Source organism: Aeromonas sp. (assembly GCF_050252055.1).
GTDB lineage: Bacteria > Pseudomonadota > Gammaproteobacteria > Enterobacterales > Aeromonadaceae > Aeromonas > Aeromonas caviae.
Genome location: NZ_JBFWLQ010000004.1, coordinates 1 through 15,479, shown reverse-complemented (window position 1 = coordinate 15,479; position 15,479 = coordinate 1). Strand labels below are relative to the sequence as shown.

Here is a 15,479-nt window from a genome sequence, read left to right as displayed (position 1 = left end):
CTTACGATGGCCGGGAGGCTGTGGCAGAATGGACCCCTTTTCAGAAGTGTCACAGAAGGTGCCCATCGCTTTGTCTTCCCTCCCCATCGTCCCGGTGTTGCCCGAACTCTTTGCAGCCCTCGACAACCATGCCAGCGTGATCCTGCAGGCGCCCCCCGGCGCTGGCAAATCGACCCTGCTGCCCCTGGAGCTGGTGCGCCAGCACCTGCTGCCCGGGCGCATCATCATGCTGGAGCCCAGGCGCCTTGCGGCGCGCAACATCGCGAGCTTCCTCGCGCGTCAGCTGGGGGAGAAGGTGGGCGAGCGCATCGGCCTGCGAGTGCGCGGGGAGAGCCGCACCAGCAGCCAGACCCGGCTCGAGATCGTGACCGAGGGGGTGCTGACCCGGATGCTGCAGCAGGATCCTGAGCTCACCGGCGTGTCGCTCGTCATTTTTGACGAGTTCCACGAGCGCAGCCTGCACGCCGATACCGCGCTGGCCTTCGCCATCGAAAGCCAGCAGGGGTTGCGCGATGATCTCAAGCTCTTGGTGATGTCCGCCACCCTGGATGGCATGGCCCTGGAGCACCTGCTGCCAGGTGCTCCCGTGGTGCGCTCCGAGGGGCGCGGCTTTCCCATCGAGTACCACTATCGCCCCGCCAATCGCCAGCAGTGGTTGGAGCCCCAGGTCGGCGCCGTGGTGCTGGAGGCGCTCGCCAGTCAGGCTGGCAGTGCCCTGGTGTTTCTGCCGGGACAGGGGGAGATAGAGCGGCTGGCACAGTGGCTGGAAGGGCGGTTGCCGGGGGATGTGACCCTGGCTCCCCTTTATGGCCGTCTTGACCTCGCGGCCCAGCAAGCGGCCATCGAGCCTGCGCCTGCGGGTCGTCGCAAGCTGGTGCTCACCACCAACGTGGCGGAGACATCCCTCACCATCGAGGGGATCTCCGTGGTCATCGACAGCGGGCTGGAGCGGCGCGCCACCTTCGATATCAAGAGCGGCGTCACCCGGCTGGAGACCCGGTCCATCGCCAAAGCCTCCGCCACCCAGCGGGCGGGTCGTGCCGGTCGTCTCGGCCCCGGTGTCTGCTACCGGCTCTGGAGCAGCGAGGTGCAGGAGCGCCTCGCCGAGCAGAGCCCGCCCGACATCCTCACCCAGGAGCTGACTGGCCTGTTGCTGGACGCTGCCCAGTGGGGGGCCAAGGTTGAAGAGCTGCCGCTGCTGGACATGCCGCCCCCTGCCGCCGTGGCCAGCGCCCGGCGGTTGCTGGTGGCCCTGGGCGCCATGGCCCCGGAGGGTGAGCAACAACTTACCCCGGCAGGCCATGCCATGGCGGCCTTCGGCACCCATCCCCGCCTCGCCCGCATGTTGCTGCGGGCCCGGGAGCTGGAATCCGAGGGTCTGACAGGGATTGTCGCCGATGCGGCTTTCCTGGTGGCGTTGCTGGAAGAAGATCTGCGAGGATCGGAGCGCCTGTCCGTGCTGTTTCACCGCCGTCAGGGCGCCCTGCGCCAGGGGGCGGCCCGCTGGTTCGAGCGGCTCGGCGTGCGGGCAAGCAGCCCGCAGGGTCAATGGCTGGGATTGCTGTGCGCCCTCGCCTGGCCCGATCGCATCGGCAAGCTGCGCAGTGGCAGCCGCTATCAGCTCAGTGGCGGGGTGAGCTGCGATCTGGTAGAAGGGCATCCCTGCCAGGGGCAGGGGGCCATCGTGGCCGTCGAAATGGGTCAGAACGAGCGCGGCAGCCGCATTTTCATCGCCGAGCCGGTGGCGCTGGATGAACTGGTGCGCCAGCTGCCCGAGCTGGTCGGCGAGCGCCAGTGGTTCGACTGGGACGATCGGGAGGAACGGGTGCGGGCGGAGCGCCAGCAGGTGCTCGGCGAGCTGGTGCTCGGCCAGCGGCCGTTGACGGATCTCTCCGATGAACAGAAGGGGCGCTGCCTGCTGCAAGGCATTCGGCGCAAGGGGCTGCACGTGCTGCCCTGGGACGAGAGCAGCGAGGGGCTGCTGGCCCGCTTGCGCTGCGCCCGCGACTGGCTGCCCGACGAAGCCTGGCCCGCCATGGATGAGGAGAGCCTGCTGGCCGACCTCGAGCAGTGGCTGCTGCCAGCGGTGAGCGGCATGACCCGGCTGGAGCAGTTGAAGCGGCTCGACATGAGCGACATCCTGCGCCAGTCTCTGCCCTGGCCCCTGCCAAGGCGGCTGGACGAGGCGCTGCCGAGCCACTTCACCGCACCGACCGGCAGCCGGGTGCGGATCCGCTACCAGCCGGGTCAGGCGCCGGCGATCCCGGTGCGCATCCAGGAGATGTTCGGGCTGGGTGCCACCCCATGCGTGGCCGATGGCCGGGTGCCCCTGGTGGTGGAGCTGCTCTCCCCGGCCCAGCGCCCCTTGCAGATCACCGCGGATCTCGCCGCCTTCTGGGCGGGATCCTATGAGCAGGTGAAAAAAGAGATGAAGGGGCGCTACCCCCGTCACTACTGGCCGGACAACCCGCTGGAGGCGATGCCGACCCGGGTGACCAAGAAAAAGATGGGATTGCAGGAGTAGCCGACGGGGCAGTGATCGGTCGGCACGACCAGAACAAGATGGCGGTGGCACAGTCCCCCTCCACCACAGGCATCGCAGGCCGCTCGCATCAGCGGGATGGCGAGGAGAACGACAAGAGGATTTATGGCAACCCAACGACGCAAGCGCACGCCCAAGAAGGCGGCGCCCAAACGCACCATCTGGCGCACCCTGTTCTGGCTGGGCTTCAAGCTCTCTCTGGTGGTGGCGGCCTTCATGGTGGTGTTTGGCATCTATCTCGACACCAAGGTGCGCGAGCGCTTCGACGGCGAGAAGTGGCAGTTGCCTGTGATGGTCTACAGCCGCCCGCTGGAGCTCTATCCCAGCCAGCGGCTCTCCCAGACCCAGATGCTGCGCGAGCTCAACATGCTGAGCTACAAGCAGGTGCGTCAGCCTCATACCCCGGGTGAGTACGCGGTGAGCGGCAACCGCATCGAGCTGGTGCGCCGGCCGTTCGAGTTCCACGACGGTGCCGACGGCGCCCGTGGCCTGCGTCTCACCTTCAACGGGGCGCGCCTCGAGGGGATCCAGTCCCTGGAGAACCAGCGTCAGCTCGGCTATGCCCAGATGGACCCGGTGCTGCTCGATCGCCTCAACACCGAGGATCGGGAAGACCGCCTGCTGGTGCGCCTTTCCGAGGTGCCGGACAGCCTGCTGGTGACGCTGCTCACCACGGAAGACAGGGACTTCTACCAGCACGGCGGTGTCTCGCCGGTGGCCATCATGCGCGCCATGGCAGCCAACCTGCTGGCGGGTCGCACCGTGCAGGGGGGCAGCACGCTCACCCAGCAGCTCGCCAAGAACTTCTTCCTGACCCGTGAGCGCAGCCTGTGGCGCAAACTGCAGGAAGCCTACATGGCGGTGCTCATCGACTACCGCTACAGCAAGGACGAGATCCTGGAGGCCTACCTCAACGAGGTCTATCTGGGGCAGAACTTCTCCCAGGGGGTCTACGGCTTCGGGCTCGCCTCCTACTTCTACTTCGGTATTCCGGTCAACGAGCTGGACATCGATCAGGTGGCCCTGCTGGTGGGCATGGTGAAGGGCCCTTCCTATTACGATCCCTGGCGCTTCCCGGACCGGGCCAAGGCGCGCCGGGATCTGGTGCTGAAACTGCTGGCGGATCACGGCAGCCTGACCCAGGCCGAGTATGACCTGGCCAGCAAGCAGCCCCTTGGCATCATCGCCCGCGGCCAGATGAGCTATGGCCGTACCCCGGCCTTCATGGGGCTGCTCAAGCGGGAGATCCAGAACCGCTTCGGCCCGGATCTGCTCAAGCAGTCCGGCCTCAAGATCTTCACCAGTCTGGATCCCATCGCCCAGCACGCCGCCGAGCAGGCGGTGGAGTCGGGTCTGGCCACCATCGAGAAGCAGCGTGGCAAAAAGAAGCTGGAGGCGGCCATGGTGGTCTCCGATTGGCACAAGGGCGAGGTGGTCGCCATGGTGGGGGGACGGGATCCCCGCTACGCCGGCTTCAACCGGGCGCTGGATGCCCGCCGTCAGATTGGCTCCCTGGTCAAACCGGCGGTCTACCTGACCGGCCTCTCCAACGGCCTGACCCTGGGCACGCCGCTTAAAGATCAGCCGATCCGCATTCGCGGCCAGGATGGCCAGATCTGGACGCCGCAGAACTACGACCGCAAGTTCCGCCAGAGCGTGCCCCTGATGGAGGCGCTTGCCAGCTCCCTCAACGTGCCGACCGTCAACCTCGGTATGCAGATAGGCCTGGACAAGGTGGTGGACACCCTGCACAAGCTGGGGGTGCAGCAGGAGATCCAGCCCTATCCGTCCCTGGTGCTGGGGGCGGTGGCGCTCTCGCCCATGGAGGTGAACCAGATGTACCTGCCCATCGCCAACCAGGGGTTGACCCAGCCCCTGTCGGCCATCCGGGCCGTGGTGAATGGCGAGGGACGCCAGCTCTACCAGCATGACGAAGCGGCCAAGCGAGTGACGGATCCCCAGGCAAGCTGGCTGACCCTGTTCGCCATGACCAAGACGGTGAGCCAGGGGACGGCCCGGGCGCTCGGTGCCAAGTTCCCCGGGGCCACCATGGCCGCCAAGACCGGTACCACCAACGAGCTGCGTGACTCCTGGTTTGCCGGGATGGACAACAACGAGTTGGTGAGCGTCTGGGTCGGCCGTGACGACAACACCCCGGCCGGCTTGACCGGTGCCAGTGGCGCCTTGCAGCTGTTCAGCGGCTACATGAGCCAGCGAGGGGTCAACAGCCTGGGGCTGAAGATGCCCGAAGGGGTGAGCTGGGCCAACTTCTCCCGCTCGAGCGGTGCCCGGGTGGCCAGCGATTGTCCCGGCAGTCTCCAGGTGCCGGCCAAGCTGGCCGGTCTGGCCGAGCCCATGAGCTGTGCCAGCCCGGTCTCGGACCCGGCGAATGCCCTGGACAACTGGTTCAACGGTTTCTTCAACTGACGAAGACGGGCAGCGCAGGCTGCCCGTTTTGCAAGGATTGCCATGACCCATCCCCTGTTTGAGGCCATCCATCACGTGGCCATCATCGCCAGCGACTATCCGCGCTCGCGCCACTTCTATCACCAGGTGCTGGGGTTGCCCATCATTGCCGAGACCCTGCGGGCCGAGCGTCAGTCGTGGAAGCTGGATCTGGCGCTGCCGGACGGCAGCCAGCTGGAGCTGTTCAGCTTCCCGGCGCCGCCGCCGCGCCCCTCCCGGCCGGAAGCGTGCGGGTTGCGCCACCTGGCGTTTCGGGTGGCGGATCTCGACCGGGTCATCGCCCACCTGGAGCTGCACGGGGTGGAAGTGGAGCCGGTGCGGGTGGACGAGCTGACCGGCAAGCGCTTTACCTTCTTCGCCGACCCCGACGGCCTGCCGCTGGAGCTGTACGAGGCAGCGCGTTAGGCTGCCTGTTGCAATCTGAGTGATCGGTTTGACCATGAAAAGGCCGTCCTGGGAACAGAGCGGCTTTTTTCATGGGGTTGGAGAGGGGATCATGCTGTGGTCAGCAGGGCGACCGCCACCGCCATCACCATCATGCCGAGCCAGCCGACGGGTCTGAGGCGCTCGCCGAACAGCAGCAGGCCCCCGAGGGCGGTGCCCAGAATGCCGATGGCGCCCCAGGTGGCATAGGCCACGGCCAGATCGATCTTGCCGGTACTGACCGCCTCGCTGAGCAGAGTGAAGGCACAGAGCACCAGCAGAATGCCGAGGACGCCCCACCCCTTGTCGCGAAAACCGATGGAGCGGTTGATTGCCATGTTGGCGCCGATATCCAGCAGGGCGGCGCCCAGTACGATGATCAACGGGTGCATGGGGCTTCCCTCCTCTGGCGGGTGGGGGCTGGTGCATCATGGGTCTCGCCCAGGGTCACCATGACAATCCCCACTATGGCCAGCGCCAGTCCGATCCACTCCTGGATGCTCAGCTCGTAGCCGAGGAACAGGACGGAGACGGCGGTGATGAGGGCGATCCCCAGCCCTTCCCACAGCGCAAACGCGATACCAATGGAGATTGTCCTGGCGGCCTTGGCGAGCAGCAGGTAGGAGAGGGTGATGAGGAGCCACATCGGCAGATAGTGGATCCAGCCGCTCGCGCTCTCTGGAATCAGGGCCATGGAGGAGGTGCCGGCGACCTCGGTCAGGATGGCCCCCGTCAGAAAGAGGCGGTCCAAAAGCAGGGGACGGGATGACATGCAGTTTCCTTCTGTTGCTGCGACGAAGAGAAGATAACGGCACCCGAAACGGGCAAGGTTATCGCTGAGCGTCGAGAAAGCTGTCGCTGCTTGTTTGCCTTGGGGGCGGACCAGGGGATAAGGTGGTGATGGAATAATCTGCCACCAGTTTGAAGCCATGAAGCTAAATCAGATACAACTCTTTGTAGAAACAGCAGACAGTGGTTCGATAGCCAATGCCGCCAGACGACTTGGCAAGAGTCGCAGCGCCGTGAGCTCGGCGATTGCAACCCTGGAAGTGGAGCTTGGCGTCGAACTTTTCGAACGAGGGGCGAACCAGAGCCGGCTGACCGAAATCGGCGAGCAAGTGCTGGACGACTGTCGGCGGCTGTTGCAGGCCGCCAACAGCCTGAAGCTCAAGTGCGAGCACCATGCCTCCGGTGCCGAGGTGGCGCTGCGGGTAGCCCGGGACGACGCCATTCCCGAGGTGGTATGGCGCGAGATGCTGGGGGCGCTGCGTCGCCAGTTTCCGGGCACCAGCATCTCCCTGGTGCTGGCCTCACCGCCGGAGCTGCCGGCCCTGGTGGAAGAGGGGTTCGTGGATGCCGCCTTCGGCCTCATCACCGAGGAACAGGAGCGCAGCGGTCTTTGCATCGACGTGCTCAACCCGATCCGCACCCTGATGGTGGTCGCGCCAAGCCACCCGCTGGCTGGGCTGAAGCGGGTGTTGCAGCAGGATCTGACCGATCACACCCAGGTCACCCTCTCCTATGTGGACGCGTTTTCGGTCAAGAGCCTGCTGCCCATCGGAGGGCAGCATATCGGGTTGTCGAGTTTCGAGCTGATGCGGGATGCGGTGCTGGATGGTCTGGGCTGGGCGGTGCTGCCTTCACCCCTCATCCAGAGCCAGCTGCGCCAGGGGGAGCTGCTGACCCTGAAGCACAAGTTCAGTCTGCAGTGGCGCGATTACGGAGTCTATCTGTCGGAGAACGCCCATCACGGCAAGGTGCTGGCCTGGCTGAAGAAGGCCATAGAAGCCTATCTCGAACCCTTCGAGTAGCCGCCAACCGGGGCGGGCACCCCGGTTGGCAGTGAGAGGGGATCAGCGCAGGCCGTGACGGGGGACGCGCTGGCGGGAGCGAAATGGCAGCAGCAGGAGGCCGAGCAGCAGATCCCCCGCCAGGGAGGCCAGCAGACCCGCCGCCACGCCGCAGAAAATGGCGGCCTGTTTGAGGGGGACCACATAGCCGTAGTTGTGCAGGGTATCCTGCCAGAGGGCGGGATCGGCGCGCAGCAACAGGTGGGAGAGCTGCTGGTACCAGGGACTCTCCCGCACGGCGATCTCCCCCTGAAGGTGCTGCTGCTGGTTCACCAGTTGCTGGAGGCTGGTGGCATCCTGGGTGAAGACGGGATCCTGGCTGGCACCGTAATGGGCGACCAGCGCCTGCAGATCGCCATTGAAGTGCTGGTCCGCCGTGCGCTGGAAGGGGGCCAGCGCCAGACCGGCTTGCTGCAGCCGGGCATCCAGCCGCTGGAAGTAGAGATCGACCAGCCCGGGGATCTGTACACCTGCCAGCAAACCGAGGGCAAACAACATCATGCGAAGGTAGCTGCGCATCATCATCATCCTGAACGAAGGGAGCGCCCATACTAGCCGCAACCGGTGGGAGAGCCAAGGAGGGGACGCGCTTGCCCACCCGGTCGGCGGCGCCAAAAGAAGAGCCGATGGAATACCTTTGTTACACGAATTCTTACACTTTTGTGATGCAAGTCATCTTGCGGCTGGCCTAGAATGAGCGTTTTTCGAAGGACACGTCGGCATGAGCAAGTTCATTCCTTTCTATCTGGCCGGGGGCCTCATCGCCTTCAGTTGGGGCGCCCTGCCTGAGCACGGCCCCTGGGATGGGTGGGATCTCGCCCTCTTCCAGCTGGTCAATGGCTGGATTGGCCACTCCCCCCGTTGGGCCGATCTGGTGGCCATCACCAACAACCGCCTGTTCGATCTGGCCGCGCTGGCCTGCATGGGCGGGATCCTTGCCAGTTGCTTCTTCCGTGCCGACGGGCAGGAGCGCCGTCGTCTGGTGGCCATGGGGGTCGTGATGCTGCTGGGGGCCCTGGTGATCAATCAGCTCGGGCATCTGTTGCCGGTCAGCCGTCCCAGCCCCACCTTGATGGTGGACGGGGCACTGCGCCTGACCGAGATCAGTGCGATTCCCACCAAGGACTCCGCCGGTGACAGCTTCCCCGGTGATCACGCCCTCTTCCTGATGATCTTCGCCGGTTTTTCCCTGCGCTATCTGCCGCGCTGGGCCGGGGTAGTTGCGGTGGTGATGGTGCCCCTGTTTTCGGCGCCCCGCATCCTGGCTGGTGCGCACTGGATGACGGACGTCTATGTGGGCGCTCTTTGCCTCTCCCTGATCTGCCTGCCGCTGCTGTTGCTCACTCCCGTGTCGGATCGCCTGATCGACCGCCTGGCTCCCCGGCTGCCACGCTGGATTGCCTGACGGAGAATGAAAAAAGAAGGCGGGTCACCCCGCCTTCTTTCGTTTACGCCTCACCGGTGCTGTGGTCGTCGCGAAATGACCAGGACTACGCCCGATGAGCCCGGGCTGTCGCCCTCCCAACCAGTATGGATAGCCCCATTCGGGTTCTGCCAGCCAAAATAGTCGGGGCCAAACGTTTGCACCCGTCGTCTCATGATCCTGGCCAGGATTTTTTCCCTCCGCTGCCTTAGAATCGCCGCCCGTTGTTGGAGGTCTCCCCATGCTTGTCACTTTTCTGCGTCTCTTGTTTATCGGTTGTGCTCTGGTCTTTCTCTTTATGCTGGTCCGTGCCTGGTGGCACAAACGGCGTCATGGCCAGCTCGAAGCCACCCCTTTCTGGCCGGTGGCGGCCATCGGTTTTGTGGCCAATTTTCTCGATACCCTGGGGGTGGGGAGCTTTGCGGTGAAGACCGCCTGCTACAAGCAGTTCAGGCTGATCGATGATCGGGTGCTGCCCGGTACCCTCAACGGCCAGTGCGTGCTGCCGACCGTGACCCAGGCTCTCATCTTCATCGGCGTGGTCAACGTGGATCCCGTCACCCTCATCAGCATGATGGCGGCGGCGGCGGCCGGTGCGGCCTGGGGCGCCCGTTACGTGGCTTCCTTTGATCGCCAGACCATCCGGCTGGTAATGGCGGTCTCCCTGCTGGTGGTCGCCGGTCTCATCTTTGCCGGTCTGCTTGGGCTCTTCCCCCTCGGTGGCGAGGCCATGGGCCTGAGCGGTTACAAGCTGGGGATCGCCCTTGCCGGCAACTTCCTGTTCGGAGCCCTGATGAACGTCGGTATCGGCCTGTTCGCCCCCTGCATGACCCTGGTCTATCTGCTCGGCATGAACCCGCTGGTGGCCTTCCCCATCATGATGGGATCCACCGCCGTGCTCAGCGTCTTCTCGGCGGGGACCTTCATTCGCAAGGGGGCTTTCGATGCGCGGGCCGTGCTGGCGGTGGCCATCTTCGGCCCCATCGGCGTGGTGCTGGCGGCCATGCTGGTCAAATCCATGGAGATGGAGATGCTCAAATGGCTGGTGGCCTTCATCGTCATCTATACCTCCTGGACCATGTACGCCTCCTGGCGGGCGGCGCGGCGACAGCCAGCGCCCGCGCTGGCAGAGGCGACGAGCTAGCTGGCGTCGGCGAGGCCCGCCTGCACGGGCACCCCGCGTTGGTATGTCATCCCGCTCGCCCGGTCCTGGCGCGTCTTCTGATGCCCCTGGCAGCCCCCTCCGAGTGGGCAGTTTGCTGGCTGGAGGCGACCAGTGCGGCTTCCGCCCTGGCACCGAGAAACACATAGAGCCCCAGCGCCAGCAGCAACCCCACGGCGCACCCCATCACCCCCACCGCAGGCCAGAGCAGTTCGCTCTGGCCGAGGGATCCCTTGAACAGCAGCAGCAACCCCTCGATGGAGACCGCGATCAGGATGGCGGCGATAAAGCGGGTAATGGTGCGCCGGATGGCGCTGTGGCGGAAGATGTCCTTATGCAGCAGCACCTCCTCTTCGAGGATGGTCTTGCCGAGATCGAACACCGCCAGCGCGAGCGTGAGGAAGATGATGGCGCTGAAGGCGCCGAGCCGGTTCTGCTGGGTGCCGCACAGGAGCAGATAGAGCTGTTCCAGCCCGTGCCAGATGAGGGTGCCGACGATGAGAAACAGGGCCAGACTCAGGACGACGTAGACGGCCCTGAACCAGGGAATGGCGCGCCGCCGCTCTCTGTCCCCCATCAGCCAGGCGATCAGCTGGTGCAGGTTGATCTCCAGCTCCCGGCCATGGCCCTGCACCAGCAGGCGCAGCTGCCCCTGGGCCGCCGGAACGGGCGCCAGTATGGCTGGCCTGATCTGGGGGGCCAGGCTCTTCACCTCCTCGACGAAGGCATAGGTCTTGAGAGACGCCTCGGGGAGGGTGAGCAGCCCCAGCAGCAGGGGGGCCAGCTCGGTTTCGTACTCCTGATAGCGCCGCAGCACATCGATGGGGCTCATCTCTGCCATATACACCTCGGTCCAATGGGCTCCTGAGCAGGGGCCTGCAAATTGTGGGCCCGATTTATGACAGCCCGTGTACGGCGCGGCGCACCAGCAGGTGGCAAGGTTCCGGTGAGGGACTTAAAGATGCACCACTACGGTGCCTTGTCGGGACGAGCAAACAAAAAAGGGCCCCATCGGGGCCCTCTGCACATCTTGCTGCTTGTCAGCCAGCCAGCTTGGCGAAGCTGCGCTCGGCGGCCGCCAGAGTGTGTTCAATCTCCTTGTCGCCGTGGGCAAGCGACAGGAAGCCCGCCTCGTAGGCGCTCGGTGCCAGATAGACGCCCTCCTCCAGCATCAGATGATAGAAGCGCTTGAAGCGTTCCATGTCGCAGCGAGTCACCTGCTCGTAGCGGGTGATCTCGGGCTCGTCGGTGAAGAAGAAGCCGAACATGCCGCCCACGTAGTTGATGGCAAGCGGGATGCCGTGCCTGGCGGCGGCCGCTTTGAGCCCCTCGGCGACACGGGCGGTCTTGGCGCTCAGCTGCTCATAGAGGCCCGGCTCCAGCAGCAGGTCCAGCATGGTGAGGCCGGCGGCCATGGCCACCGGGTTGCCGGAGAGGGTACCAGCCTGATAGACGGGGCCGGTCGGGGCGATGTGCTGCATCACCTTCTTCTTGCCGCCGAAGGCGCCCACCGGCATGCCGGCACCGATGATCTTGCCGAGGGTGGTGAGATCCGGGTCGATGTTGTAGTGGCCCTGGGCACCACGCAGGGAGACGCGAAAACCCGTCATCACCTCATCCAGGATCAGCAGGGCGCCGAACTCGTCACAAATGGCGCGAAGCCCTTGCAGGAAGCCGGGCACCGGCGGGATGCAGTTCATGTTGCCTGCGACCGGCTCGACGATGATACAGGCGATCTCGCTGCCGTACTGGGTAAAGGCTTCGCGCACCGAATCCAGATCGTTAAAGACACAGGTGAGCGTGTGTTTGGCGAAATCGGCCGGTACGCCCGGGCTGTTGGGCTGACCCAGGGTAAGGGCGCCGGAGCCGGCCTTGACCAGCAGGGAGTCGGCGTGGCCGTGGTAGCAGCCTTCAAACTTGACGATCTTGTCGCGACCGGTGTAGCCGCGGGCCAGCCGGATGGCGCTCATGGTCGCCTCGGTGCCGGAGTTGACCATCCGCACCTGCTCCATGGAGGGGACGATCTGGCGCACCTTCTCGGCCATCAGCACTTCGATCTCGGTCGGGGCGCCGTAGCTAAGTCCTTTTTCCACTGCCTTGATGACGGCGGCCTTGATGGCCGGGTGGTTGTGGCCCAGCAGCATGGGGCCCCAGGAACCGATGTAATCCACATAGGCCTGGCCGTCCACGTCATAGAGGTAGGCGCCATCGGCGTGATCGATGAAGCGGGGTGTACCGCCGACCCCGTTGAAGGCGCGGACCGGTGAGTTGACGCCACCGGGAATGGTCTGGCGGGCCTGTTCAAACAGCTGATCTGATTTTGACATGGATCATCCTTAATGGGATTTTGGTCGTTACCCGGGCACAGGCTGCCGATTGCGGCTCGGCAGGGGATGGCGGGAGGAGTATGCTTTGCGCTCTCGCCCCGGACTCTCGCCCGTGATACATGAAACGGGCCGACTATAGCAGAAAGGCCCAGAGCTGGGCAGCCGAGGCCGAGGTGTGTCTGGTCCTCGTTAGATGAGCGTGATTATCCATGGAGCAACAAGCCATTCCTTCCGCCGACGCGGCCTCGCTGCGTCATCCTCCAGTCTTGCAGCGCCTGATACGGCGGGACAAGATGCCGCTGCTGGTGCTCCTGTTGGCGGCCCTGGTCGGCCTGCTGGCAGGCCTGGTGTGCGGATTGTTCGAGTCTTGCGTTCACTGGCTGGCCCAGCAGCGTGTCGACTTGCTGGCCGATCGCCCCTGGTGGCAGCTTGGCCTGCTCGGCTTTGGTTTCAGCGCCCTGCTGGGGTTGGTTGGCTATTTCCTCACTCATGCCTTTGCCCCCGAGGCGGGGGGATCCGGTATCCCGGAAATTGAAGGGGCCATGGACGACCTGCGCCCGGTACGCTGGTGGCGGGTGTTGCCGGTGAAGTTTTTTGGCGGGGTCTGTACCCTGAGTTCCGGCATGGTGCTGGGGCGGGAGGGGCCCTCGGTGCAGATAGGGGGCAACCTCGGCAAGATGGTGGCGGATATCTTCCGGTTGCCCAAGGAGCATGGCCACGCCCTGCTGGCTGCCGGTGCGGCGGGTGGTCTCGCTGCGGCCTTCAATGCCCCGCTGGCAGGGATACTGTTTGTCATGGAAGAGATGCGACCGCAATTTCGCTACTCCTTCCTCGCCATCAAGGCGGTCGGTATTTCGGCCGTCATGGCGACCCTGATGCTGCAGAACATGAAAGGGCAATCCCCCGTCATCATGCTGCCTCACTACGACGCTCCGGCCTTGAAGGCGCTCTGGCTGTTTCTCTTCATGGGGGGCTGCTTTGGTGTGCTGGGGTTCGTCTTCAACAAGCTGGTGCTCGCCTGTCAGGATGGTTACCTGGCATTGCATCAGAACAAGCGCCACCGCTTCGTCATCATCGGCATGGGGGTGGCTGGAACCTTTGGCATGCTGTCGCTGTTCGCCCCTTCGGTCACTGGAGGGGGAATCGAGCTCATCCCGCATCTGACGGGGGGAGACTATGCGATGGCGACGCTCTTCATCATCTTCTCGGTGCGACTGGTGGGTACCCTCATCTGCTTTTGCTCGGGGGCCCCTGGTGGTGTCTTTGCGCCGACCCTGGCGCTGGGCACCCTGTTCGGGGTGATCTTTGGTCACCTGTTCCACTCTGCATTTCCCGATCTCGGCATCGAACCGGGCGCCTTTGCCATCGCCGGCATGGGGGCGCTCTTCGCCGCCACCGTACGTGCCCCCATTACCGGCATCGTGCTGGTGACCGAGATGACCGACAACTATCAGCTGATCCTGCCCATGATGATCACCACCATAGGGGCAACCCTGGTGGCGCAATGGTTGGGGGGGCGTCCCATCTATTCCCAGATCCTGGAGCGAACTTTACGGCTTGCTGCGCGTCAAAACCGGGGTGAAAGCAGCATCGCGACCGGTTAACTCTTTGTTTATCCGTATCAATCCGGCATGGTCGCGTATAGTGAAAAGAAACCGGCCGTGTTGATGTCGGCATATAGAAGAGGCCTTATGTCCCAAATCGTGAAGTTATTGGTGGTGCTGGCCGTGGGGGCATGTATCGGTTATGTCGTCGGGAACAGACAGGAGCTGGCTCAGAGCAGCCTGATGACGGTGCAGCAAGAGACGTTGGAGCGTCAGAGCAAGGCCATTGCACAACTGAAGACGGATCTCGGCGTCAGGGAGACCCTGCTGGCGACCCAGAAGGCCGCCTTCGAGCAACTTCAGCAGACGCTCAAGGATCAGGAAGCCCAGGTACAGGAGCAGAAACGTCAGCTCGCCTTCTTCGAGCGCATCATGCGTCCCACCGGCGAACAGGTGGGGGTATCCATCGACAATCTGACATTGCAGGAGACGAGTGTGCCGGGTCGCTACCACTATCGCCTGGCGCTCACACAACCCGCCAAGAAGCGGGAGCTGTTTCGGGGGCAGGTGCAGATCCGGCTCGAAGGCAGTCTGGCTGACAAGCCCAGGATCCTCAGTGGCCGGGATCTTGGCATGAAGGTGGGGGAGGGACGCTACGCGTTGCGATATTTCCAGCTCTTGGAGGGCATTTGGCAGCTTCCCTCAGGCTTCATCCCGGACAGGGTGAGAATCCTCATCCCGAAGGAGGGTCGGCAACCGGCCCAGGAGCTGGTTGCTGAGTGGAACGAGGTGCTCAAGCCTCTGGTCGCTCAACCAGCCCCCTTGCCGGCAGCACAGTAAGAGAGTGGTGAATACTTGAACTAAATGGTCGGGTATTGGATAATTTCGCGGTTTCCATGTTTGTGGATGTAACGGTTGTGAGGTCAGCAATGAGTGCAGTAGCAGAAGCAGAAGCTCCCTTGCCCATCCAGATGACGGATGCGGCAGCCAACAAGGTAAAGACCTTGATCACCGAAGAAGAGAATCCCGAACTCAAGTTGCGGGTCTACATCACTGGGGGAGGCTGCTCCGGTTTCCAGTACGGTTTCACGTTTGACGAGAAAATCAATGATGGCGATACCGTGGTCGAGAAGAGCGGCGTCACCATGGTGATCGATCCCATGAGCCTGCAATACCTGGTCGGCGGCAGCGTGGATTACACCGAAGGCCTAGAAGGTTCCCGTTTCACCGTGACCAACCCCAACGCCACGACGACCTGCGGTTGCGGTTCCAGTTTTTCCATCTGATCTACAAGCAGCGTGATATGAAGGGCCCCGAGGGGCCCTTTTCATTTTTGTATGCCTGGCGTGGCTGGCATGTAGATCTTGACGTGGCGAAAACGGGTACCGATTGGTAGCGATAGAGAAGGTGTGCAGGCTCATTTAGATGAATCGTTGATGGTTTTTTAGTCTTATCGGTTGTTGATTAAACACCTGAACGTCTTTTTCAAATAAACACGTAGTTTTCGCTTGTCAGCGAGAATCATATCCCTATAATGCGCCTCCATCAGCACGGCGCAGTGCGCGTCTGGTCCACCTTGCAAAGCAAGCTGGTGAGGGTTATAGTTTCAGGCCCTGCTCTTTAACAATTTGAATCAAGCAATCTGTGTGGGCACTCACAGCATCGAGCATCAAAAACAATTTTTGATATCAATGTCTGATGAAGTGACCAAAGCAACTTTTAGTTGCAGCAGTTAATTCAGC

The 15,479-nt window shown here is 63.6% G+C and carries 14 protein-coding genes; 9 read left to right on the top strand and 5 right to left on the bottom strand.

The features are described 5' to 3' along the window. Positions 1–70 precede the first annotated feature (70 nt). The 3 genes from hrpB to gloA2 all read left to right on the top strand — a co-directional run bounded on the left by hrpB (position 71) and on the right by gloA2 (position 5,413). The gene (hrpB, locus tag AB7E19_RS08155; protein ID WP_322131854.1) at positions 71–2,524 is read left to right on the top strand and encodes an ATP-dependent helicase HrpB; all 2,454 of its coding nucleotides are present in this window, start codon (positions 71–73) and stop codon (positions 2,522–2,524) included. Positions 2,525–2,647: 123 nt separating this feature from the next. Beyond that, positions 2,648–4,969, top strand: coding sequence for a penicillin-binding protein 1B (gene mrcB / locus AB7E19_RS08150; protein ID WP_010675566.1), 2,322 nt, complete (start codon positions 2,648–2,650; stop codon positions 4,967–4,969). 42 nt (positions 4,970–5,011) lie between these two features. Then, positions 5,012–5,413 (top strand): SMU1112c/YaeR family gloxylase I-like metalloprotein, encoded by a 402-nt coding sequence (gene gloA2, locus AB7E19_RS08145; RefSeq protein ID WP_042016298.1) that lies wholly within the window; start codon positions 5,012–5,014, stop codon positions 5,411–5,413. An 89-nt stretch (positions 5,414–5,502) separates the two neighbouring features. Here gloA2 and AB7E19_RS08140 read toward each other — a convergent pair whose 3' ends face one another. Then, on the bottom strand, positions 5,503–5,823 hold the full coding sequence (locus tag AB7E19_RS08140) for an SMR family transporter (protein ID WP_042016297.1): 321 nt from the start codon (positions 5,821–5,823) through the stop codon (positions 5,503–5,505). Then, entirely contained in the window at positions 5,811–6,203 is a 393-nt protein-coding gene (locus tag AB7E19_RS08135) for a DMT family transporter (protein WP_322131851.1), read from the bottom strand. Before AB7E19_RS08135 ends, AB7E19_RS08140 begins: the two co-directional genes overlap by 13 nt. A 157-nt stretch (positions 6,204–6,360) precedes the next feature. Between AB7E19_RS08135 and AB7E19_RS08130 the strand changes: the two genes are divergently transcribed. After that, entirely contained in the window at positions 6,361–7,242 is an 882-nt protein-coding gene (locus AB7E19_RS08130; protein WP_039040858.1) for a LysR family transcriptional regulator, read from the top strand. A 42-nt stretch (positions 7,243–7,284) separates the two neighbouring features. Here the strand turns inward: AB7E19_RS08130 and AB7E19_RS08125 are convergent, their stop codons facing one another. After that, positions 7,285–7,800: a DUF2937 family protein gene (locus AB7E19_RS08125; RefSeq protein WP_010675561.1), complete on the bottom strand. Its 516-nt coding sequence runs from the start codon at positions 7,798–7,800 to the stop codon at positions 7,285–7,287. Between the two features lie 202 nt (positions 7,801–8,002). Between AB7E19_RS08125 and AB7E19_RS08120 the strand changes: the two genes are divergently transcribed. Further along, positions 8,003–8,686 (top strand): phosphatase PAP2 family protein, encoded by a 684-nt coding sequence (locus AB7E19_RS08120; RefSeq protein ID WP_322131852.1) that lies wholly within the window; start codon positions 8,003–8,005, stop codon positions 8,684–8,686. A gap of 259 nt (positions 8,687–8,945) precedes the next feature. Next, positions 8,946–9,848: a sulfite exporter TauE/SafE family protein gene (locus AB7E19_RS08115; RefSeq protein WP_042878447.1), complete on the top strand. Its 903-nt coding sequence runs from the start codon at positions 8,946–8,948 to the stop codon at positions 9,846–9,848. A 46-nt stretch (positions 9,849–9,894) separates the two neighbouring features. Here the strand turns inward: AB7E19_RS08115 and AB7E19_RS08110 are convergent, their stop codons facing one another. Together AB7E19_RS08110 and hemL are read right to left on the bottom strand one after the other, a co-directional pair. Continuing rightward, positions 9,895–10,707: a hypothetical protein gene (locus AB7E19_RS08110; RefSeq protein ID WP_042016292.1), complete on the bottom strand. Its 813-nt coding sequence runs from the start codon at positions 10,705–10,707 to the stop codon at positions 9,895–9,897. 199 nt (positions 10,708–10,906) lie between these two features. Continuing rightward, the gene (gene hemL, locus AB7E19_RS08105; RefSeq protein WP_319892408.1) at positions 10,907–12,193 is read right to left on the bottom strand and encodes a glutamate-1-semialdehyde 2,1-aminomutase; all 1,287 of its coding nucleotides are present in this window, start codon (positions 12,191–12,193) and stop codon (positions 10,907–10,909) included. 209 nt (positions 12,194–12,402) lie between these two features. Between hemL and clcA the strand changes: the two genes are divergently transcribed. From clcA to erpA, 3 genes are all read left to right on the top strand, one after another. After that, positions 12,403–13,797, top strand: coding sequence for a H(+)/Cl(-) exchange transporter ClcA (clcA, locus tag AB7E19_RS08100; protein ID WP_427934921.1), 1,395 nt, complete (start codon positions 12,403–12,405; stop codon positions 13,795–13,797). Between the two features lie 87 nt (positions 13,798–13,884). Continuing rightward, on the top strand, positions 13,885–14,577 hold the full coding sequence (locus AB7E19_RS08095) for a DUF6776 family protein (RefSeq protein ID WP_128343817.1): 693 nt from the start codon (positions 13,885–13,887) through the stop codon (positions 14,575–14,577). Between the two features lie 89 nt (positions 14,578–14,666). Then, positions 14,667–15,023: an iron-sulfur cluster insertion protein ErpA gene (erpA, locus tag AB7E19_RS08090; protein ID WP_427934919.1), complete on the top strand. Its 357-nt coding sequence runs from the start codon at positions 14,667–14,669 to the stop codon at positions 15,021–15,023. Positions 15,024–15,479: the final 456 nt, after the last annotated feature.

Bases quoted from the DNA above. Each gene is read 5' to 3' on its own strand.
- AB7E19_RS08125 (WP_010675561.1), bottom strand. From the start codon at position 7,800: ATGCGCAGCTACCTTCGCATGATGTTGTTTGCCCTCGGTTTGCTGGCA.
- gloA2 (WP_042016298.1), top strand. From the start codon at position 5,012: ATGACCCATCCCCTGTTTGAGGCCATCCATCACGTGGCCATCATCGCC.
- AB7E19_RS08095 (WP_128343817.1), top strand. From the start codon at position 13,885: ATGTCCCAAATCGTGAAGTTATTGGTGGTGCTGGCCGTGGGGGCATGT.
- erpA (WP_427934919.1), top strand. From the start codon at position 14,667: ATGAGTGCAGTAGCAGAAGCAGAAGCTCCCTTGCCCATCCAGATGACG.
- AB7E19_RS08140 (WP_042016297.1), bottom strand. From the start codon at position 5,823: ATGCACCCGTTGATCATCGTACTGGGCGCCGCCCTGCTGGATATCGGC.
- clcA (WP_427934921.1), top strand. From the start codon at position 12,403: ATGGAGCAACAAGCCATTCCTTCCGCCGACGCGGCCTCGCTGCGTCAT.
- AB7E19_RS08110 (WP_042016292.1), bottom strand. From the start codon at position 10,707: ATGGCAGAGATGAGCCCCATCGATGTGCTGCGGCGCTATCAGGAGTAC.
- mrcB (WP_010675566.1), top strand. From the start codon at position 2,648: ATGGCAACCCAACGACGCAAGCGCACGCCCAAGAAGGCGGCGCCCAAA.
- AB7E19_RS08120 (WP_322131852.1), top strand. From the start codon at position 8,003: ATGAGCAAGTTCATTCCTTTCTATCTGGCCGGGGGCCTCATCGCCTTC.
- AB7E19_RS08115 (WP_042878447.1), top strand. From the start codon at position 8,946: ATGCTTGTCACTTTTCTGCGTCTCTTGTTTATCGGTTGTGCTCTGGTC.
- AB7E19_RS08135 (WP_322131851.1), bottom strand. From the start codon at position 6,203: ATGTCATCCCGTCCCCTGCTTTTGGACCGCCTCTTTCTGACGGGGGCC.
- hemL (WP_319892408.1), bottom strand. From the start codon at position 12,193: ATGTCAAAATCAGATCAGCTGTTTGAACAGGCCCGCCAGACCATTCCC.
- AB7E19_RS08130 (WP_039040858.1), top strand. From the start codon at position 6,361: ATGAAGCTAAATCAGATACAACTCTTTGTAGAAACAGCAGACAGTGGT.